Annotated in this window: 5 protein-coding genes and 1 pseudogene; all 6 read right to left on the bottom strand. The window is 61.1% G+C overall.

Annotated elements, in window-relative coordinates:
• Positions 1–743: ABC transporter permease subunit (locus tag ACQKQA_RS29280; RefSeq protein ID WP_427564667.1), on the bottom strand; the 743-nt coding region annotated here is incomplete at its 3' end.
• On the bottom strand, positions 740–1882 hold the full coding sequence (locus tag ACQKQA_RS29285) for an ABC transporter ATP-binding protein (protein WP_427564668.1): 1143 nt from the start codon (positions 1880–1882) through the stop codon (positions 740–742). The genes ACQKQA_RS29280 and ACQKQA_RS29285, both read right to left, overlap by 4 nt.
• Positions 1883–1956: 74 nt before the next feature.
• Positions 1957–3051 carry a polyamine ABC transporter substrate-binding protein gene (locus ACQKQA_RS29290; RefSeq protein WP_427564669.1) on the bottom strand — a complete coding sequence of 365 codons (1095 nt, stop codon included), beginning with the start codon at positions 3049–3051 and terminating at the stop codon, positions 1957–1959.
• Between the two features lie 243 nt (positions 3052–3294).
• Positions 3295–4389 carry a polyamine ABC transporter substrate-binding protein gene (locus tag ACQKQA_RS29295; protein ID WP_427564671.1) on the bottom strand — a complete coding sequence of 365 codons (1095 nt, stop codon included), beginning with the start codon at positions 4387–4389 and terminating at the stop codon, positions 3295–3297.
• A gap of 187 nt (positions 4390–4576) precedes the next feature.
• Positions 4577–5941 (bottom strand): aspartate aminotransferase family protein, encoded by a 1365-nt coding sequence (locus ACQKQA_RS29300; RefSeq protein ID WP_427564670.1) that lies wholly within the window; start codon positions 5939–5941, stop codon positions 4577–4579.
• Positions 5942–5998: 57 nt separating this feature from the next.
• Positions 5999–6613, bottom strand: a pseudogene (locus tag ACQKQA_RS29305) (glutamine synthetase); the annotation flags it as partial.
• Positions 6614–6707: the final 94 nt, after the last annotated feature.

The raw sequence follows: 6707 nt of genomic DNA on the forward strand, positions 1-6707 counted from the left end.
GGAATCACGAACTCGCCCACCACCGGGATGAACACCAGCATGCAGCCGGCGATGATGCCGTTCTTCGACAGCGGCACGGTGATTTTCCAGAAGCTGTTGAAGTGGCTCGACCCCAGGTCGGACGCGGCTTCCAGCAGGCTCGTGTCGTGCTTGACCAGGTTGGCGTACAGCGGCAGGACCATGAACGGCAGGTAGGAATAGACCACGCCGATATAGACCGCCAGGTTGGTGTTGAGGATCTGCAGCGGCTCGTCGATCCAGCCCATGCTCATCAGGAAGCCGTTGAGCAGGCCGTTGTTGCTGAGGATGCCCATCCAGGCGTAGACGCGGATCAGGATCGCGGTCCAGGTCGGCATCATGATCAGCAGCACCAGCACGGTCTGCATCTCTTTGCGGGCGCTGGCGATGGCATAGGCCATCGGGTAGCCGATCAACAGGCACAGCAGCGTGCTGAAGAAGGCCATCTTCAGCGAGCCCAGGTAGGCGGCGATGTACAACTCGTCGTCGCCGAGCATCGCGTAGTTGCCCAGGTTGAGCAGCACCTGCAGCTTCTGGTCGATGAAACTGTAGATCTCGGTGTACGGCGGAATGGCCACGTCCGCTTCGGCGAAGCTGATCTTCAGGACGATGAAGAACGGCAGCATGAAGAACAGGAACAGCCAGAGGAACGGGACCCCGATGACCAACTGACGGCCACCGGGCGTTATCCGGTCGAGGCGGCGCTTGAGCTTTCGCATGTTCATGAGCGCAGTACCACGCCGCTGTCGTCTTCCCACCAGACGTAGACCTGGTCGCCCCAGGTCGGCCGTGCGCCGCGACGTTCGGCGTTGGCCACGAACGACTGCACCAGCTTGCCGCTCGGCAGTTCGACGTAGAACACCGAGTGTCCGCCCAGGTAGGCGATGTCATGCACCTTGCCGCTCGACCAGTTGTATTCGCAGGTCGGCATGTCCGGGGTCACCAGCAGTTTTTCCGGGCGGATGGCGTAGGTCACCGACTTGTCCTGCACCGAGGTGCTGATGCCGTGGCCCACGTAGATGTTGCGGTCCAGGTCCTTGCAGGTGATGGTCGCGTGACCTTCGGCGTCGTCGATCACTTCACCCTCGAAGATGTTGACGTTGCCGATGAACTCGCAGACCAGGCGGCTCACCGGAGTTTCGTAGATATCGATCGGGCTGCCGATCTGGGCGATCCAGCCCAGGTGCATGATGGCGATGCGCTCGGCCATGGTCATGGCCTCTTCCTGGTCGTGGGTCACCATCACGCAGGTCACGCCGACACGCTCGATGATCTCCACCAGCTCCAGCTGCATCTGCGAGCGCAGCTTCTTGTCCAGGGCGCCCATGGGCTCGTCGAGCAGCAGCAGTTTCGGGCGCTTGGCCAGGGAACGGGCCAGGGCCACGCGCTGACGCTGGCCGCCGGACAGCTGGTGCGGCTTGCGCTTGGCGTACTGGCTCATCTGTACCAGCTTGAGCATCTCGGTCACGCGGGCATCGATCTCGGCCTTGGGAATCTTGTCCTGCTGCAGGCCGAAGGCGATGTTCTGCGCCACGGTCATGTGCGGGAACAATGCGTAGGACTGGAACATCATGTTGATCGGCCGCTCGTAGGGCGGCATGTCGGTGATGTCCACACCGTCCAGGTAGATACGCCCCTCCGTGGGCCGTTCGAAGCCTGCCAGCATGCGCAGCAGGGTGGATTTGCCCGAACCCGAGCCGCCGAGCAGGGCGAAGATCTCGCCTTTCTTGATTTCCAGGGACACGTCGTCCACGGCAATCGTCTCGTCGAACTTCTTCGTGACCCGGTCGATCTTGACCAGCACCTGCTTCGGTGTCTGGTCGCCCTCGAGGGCTTTCTTGTAGGCGCCGGAGGCAACTGCCATTTACGAAACTCCCAAAAAAAAAGAGTGCAGTTCGCCCAAGGCGGGCGAACCCAGGATAGTTTGAGCGATTGACGCTATTTGCCCGACTTGACCTTGGTCCAGCTGCGGGTCATGAGTCGTTGGATCTTGGGCGGCAACTCCGAGTTGACGTAAAGCTTGTCGACAATCTCCTGCGGTGGATAAACCGCTGCGTCCTGGCGCACCGATTGCTCCATCAGTTCGCCCGCCTTGGGGTTCGGGTTGGCGTAGCCGACGTGGTCGCTGACCTGGGCGATCACCTCAGGCTTGAGCAGGTAATTGATGAAGGCATGGGCTTGCTTGACGTTACCGGCGTCCTTGGGAATGGCCAGCATGTCGAACCAGAGGTTGCCGCCCTCCTTGGGAATCACATAGGCGATCTCGATGCCCTTGCCGGCTTCGGCGGCGCGGGCCTTGGCCTGGAACACGTCGCCGGAGAAGCCCGCGGCCACGCAGATCTCGCCATTGGCCAGATCGGAGATGTATTTCGAGGAGTTGAAGTAGGTCACGTAGGGCCGCACCGCCATCAGCTTGGCTTCGGCCTTCTTGTAGTCTTCGGGGTCCTGGCTGTTGGGGTCCAGGCCCATGTAGTTGAGCACCGCCGGGAGCATTTCATCGGCGGAATCGAGGAAGGCGACGCCACAGCTCGACAGTTTCTTGATGTTTTCCGGCTCGAACAGCATGGCCCAGGAGTCGATCTTGTCCACGCCCAGCACGGCCTTGATCTTCTCGGCGTTGTAGCCGATGCCGTTGGTGCCCCACAGGTAAGGCACAGCGTACTGGTTGCCCGGGTCGTTCTTTTCCAGGCGCTTGAGCAGCACCGGGTCGAGGTTGGCATAGTTGGGCAACTGCGCCTTGTCGAGCTTCTGGAACGCCCCGGCCTTGATCTGCTTGCCCAGGAAGTGGTTGGACGGCACGACCACGTCATAACCGGTACGACCGGCGAGCAACTTGCCTTCCAGGGTTTCGTTGGAGTCGAACACGTCATACACCGGCTTGATCGCCGTGGCTTTCTCGAAGTCCGCCAATGTGCTCTGACCGATATAGTCGGACCAGTTATAAATATGCACGGTCGGCGCGGCATAGACGCTGACGGCCAGCGTCAGTCCGGCACCTACCAGCATGGCTTTGCGAAATAAAGAAATAGGCAAGTGGAGGTCCTCTCAATAATTGGGCCTGAAGTTGCCCGCGTTACCTGACAGCCAACGACTGCCCAGCAACAAAACCGGCGCGCAACTTACCCTCGATAAACCGATCCAGCAAAACTTTCTGTCATTTAATGACTGCAAAACGCTGTAGCCGCTGCCGCGGGGCGGTGCTCGACACTGCTGCCTCGAACAGTGTCGGCCGCCTTCGAGGCCATTACGGCCCCGTCAGCGGCTACAGGTCAGGCCTTACTTACCGGATTTGATCTTGGTCCAGCTGCGGGTCAGCTCACGCTGGGTAGCGGCCGGCAGATCGGCGATCGCATACAGCTTGGCCTGCACGTCCGCTGGCGGGTAGATGCCTGGATCGCTGGTGATGTCCTTGTCTACCAGCGCCGTTGCGGCGGCGTTGCCGTTCGGGAAACGCACGGCGTTGGTGATACTGGCCATGACTTCAGGCTTCTGCAGGAAGGTCATGAACTTGTAGGCGCCCTCGACGTTTTCGGCATCCTTCGGAATGGCGACCATGTCGAAGAAGCTGCCGGCGCCTTCTTTCGGAATGGCGTAGCTGACTTTCACCTTGTCGCCGGCTTCGGCGGCACGGGACTTGGCCTGCTGCACGTCACCCGAATAGCCGACCGCTACGCAGATGTTGCCGTTGGCCAGGTCCGAAATGTACTTGGAGGAGTGGAAGTAGGTAATCGAAGGACGGATCTTGAGGTACAGCTCTTCGGCCTTCTTGATGTCGTCTTTCTTCTGGCTGTCGGTCGGCAGGCCCAGGTAATGCAGCGCGACCGGAATCATTTCGGTTGGCGAGTCGAGGAAGCTCACGCCGCAGCCCTTGAGCTTGGCGATGTTCTCGGGCTTGAGCAGGGTATCCCAGGAATCGATCTTGTCGACGCCCAGCGCAGCCTTGACCTTCTCGGGGTTGTAACCGATGCCGATGGAGCCCCACATGTACGGGAACGCGTGCTTGTTGCCCGGGTCGCTGACCGAAACCGCCTTGAGCAGTTCCTGGTTCAGGTTTTTCCAGTTGGGCAACTTGGAGGTGTCCAGCTCCTGATAAACGCCGGCCTTGATCTGCTTGGCCAGGAAGTTGTTCGAGGGTACGACGATGTCGTAGCCGGACTTGCCTGCCAGCAGTTTGGCTTCCAGGGTTTCGTTACTGTCGAAAACGTCGTAGACCACCTTGATCCCGGACTCTTTCTCGAAGTTCGCGATGGTGTCCGGGGCGATGTAGTCGGACCAGTTGTAAACGTGCAGCACCTTGTCGTCCGCCTGGGCTGCTGCCGCCATCGCACCCATCAGGGACATGGCGAGTAGGGTCTTGCCAGTTTTCTTCATACCTAATGCCTTCATGCGTAGTGCTCCAATTATTCTTTTTAACCTTACGTTCAGCGGCCGATTGCCGGGCAACTAAAAACAGGCGGTAGTCTGGCAAGTTACAAGGCGGGCTTTCAACAAAAGCCCCATCCTTTATGACCGCCCCGAGCGAAAGTACTTGGGGGTACTCCCGCTCAGAGCCTAGCACTTAGCCCTGCAACGCACTCAGGGTCAGGTCCAGGCACTTGCGCGCCTTGGCCACCAGCTCATCGATCTCCTCCTTGGTGATCACCAGGGGCGGCGCGATGATCATGGTATCGCCCACCGCGCGCATGATCAGGCCGTTGTCGAAGCAGAACTGCCGGCAGATCATGCCCACGCCCTTGCCGACATGCCGCGCACGGGTGGCCTTGTCCCGGACCAGCTCGATGGCGCCCAACAGGCCGACTCCGCGAACCTCGCCCACCAACGGGTGATCGTTCAGTTCCCGCAGGCGTTTCTGCAAATAAGGTGCCGTTTCTGCCTTGACGCGCTCGATAATTTTCTCGTCGCGCAGGATGCGCAGGTTTTCCAGGGCCACGGCGGCGGCCACCGGGTGCCCGGAATAGGTAAAACCGTGGTTGAAGTCGCCGCCCTCGTTGAGCACCGCCACCACTTCGTCGCGCACCACCAGGCCACCCATGGGGATGTAGCCGGACGTCAGGCCCTTGGCGATGGTCATCATGTCCGGCTTGAGGCCGTAGAAATCGCTACCGAACCACTCACCGGTCCGCCCGAACCCGCAGATCACCTCGTCGGCGACGAACAGGATGTCGTACTTGGCAAGGATCTCCTTGATCCGCGGCCAGTAGCTGTCCGGCGGCACGATCACCCCGCCCGCGCCCTGGATCGGCTCGGCGATGAAGGCCCCGACATTGTCGACGCCGACTTCGAGAATCTTCTCTTCCAGCTGGTTGGCCGCCCAGATCCCGAATTCGTCCGGGGTCATGTCGCCCCCCTCGCCGAACCAGTAAGGCTGTGGAATATGCACGATGCCCGGGATCGGCAGGTCGCCCTGTTCGTGCATATACGTCATGCCGCCTAGGCTCGCGCCGGCCACGGTGGAGCCGTGGTAGCCATTGACGCGGCTGATGATGGTTTTCTTCTGCGGCTGGCCCTTGATCGCCCAGTAGTGGCGAACCATGCGCAGCATGGTGTCGTTGCCTTCGGAGCCGGAACCGGTGAAGAACACATGGTTCATGCCCTGGGGGGCAACGTCGGAGATGGCCTTGGCCAGTTCCAATGCCGGCGGGTGGGCGGTCTGGAAGAACAGGTTGTAGTACGGCAGCTCGCGCATCTGCTTGCTGGCGGCCTCGACCAGTTCCTCGCGACCGTAGCCGACGGCCACGCACCACAGCCCGGCCATGCCGTCGAGGATCTTGTTGCCCTCGCTGTCCCAGAGATACACGCCCTCGGCGTTGGTGATAATGCGCGGGCCCTTCTCCTTCAGCTGCTTGAAGTCGCTGAACGGTGCCAGGTGGTGCTCGCTGCTGAGGGTTTGCCACTCACGGGTTTGCGGGTTGTTGCTGGTCATTGGAACTCTCCTAGTTTTCCGGTGAAGGCGCCGCCGGTGAGCGCGGCGCCCCGCGCATCAGACGGCGAAGAGCAGGAACTCCCGCTCCCATGAACTGATCACGCGCTTGAAGTTTTCATGCTCGGCCCGCTTGACCGCGACGTAGCCAGTGATGAATTTCTTGCCCAGGTACTTCTCGATGGTCTTGCTGTTTTCCATGCGTTCCAGGGCGTCTTCGATGGTCAGCGGCAGGCGCAGGTTGCGCCGCTCGTAACCGCGACCGACCACCGGGGCGCTCGGATTGTGGCCTTCGACCATGCCGATGAAGCCGCACAGCAGGCTGGCGGCGATGGCCAGGTAAGGGTTGGCGTCGGCGCCCGGCAGGCGGTTTTCCACCCGACGGTTCTGCGGCCCGGCATCCGGCACGCGCAGGCCCACAGTGCGGTTCTCTTCGCCCCACTCCACGTTCACCGGCGCCGAGGTGTCCGGCAGGAAGCGGCGGAACGAGTTGACGTTGGGGGCGAACAGCGGCAGCAGCTCGGGAATGAACTTCTGCAGGCCGCCGATGTGGTTGAGGAACAGCTGGCTCATGGTCCCGTCTTCATTGGAGAAGACGTTCTTGCCAGTCTCGATGTCGATGATGCTCTGGTGCAGGTGCATGGCGCTGCCCGGCTCGCCGGTCATCGGCTTGGCTGAACTACCGCTGCGCGTAACACTGAAAGCGAATGGTGGGTGATGACGGGATCGAACCGCCGACCCTCTGCTTGTAAGGCAGATGCTCTCCCGG

The sequence above is a fragment of the Pseudomonas sp. NPDC089530 genome, from assembly GCF_050280705.1.
Classification (GTDB): Bacteria; Pseudomonadota; Gammaproteobacteria; order Pseudomonadales; family Pseudomonadaceae; genus Aquipseudomonas.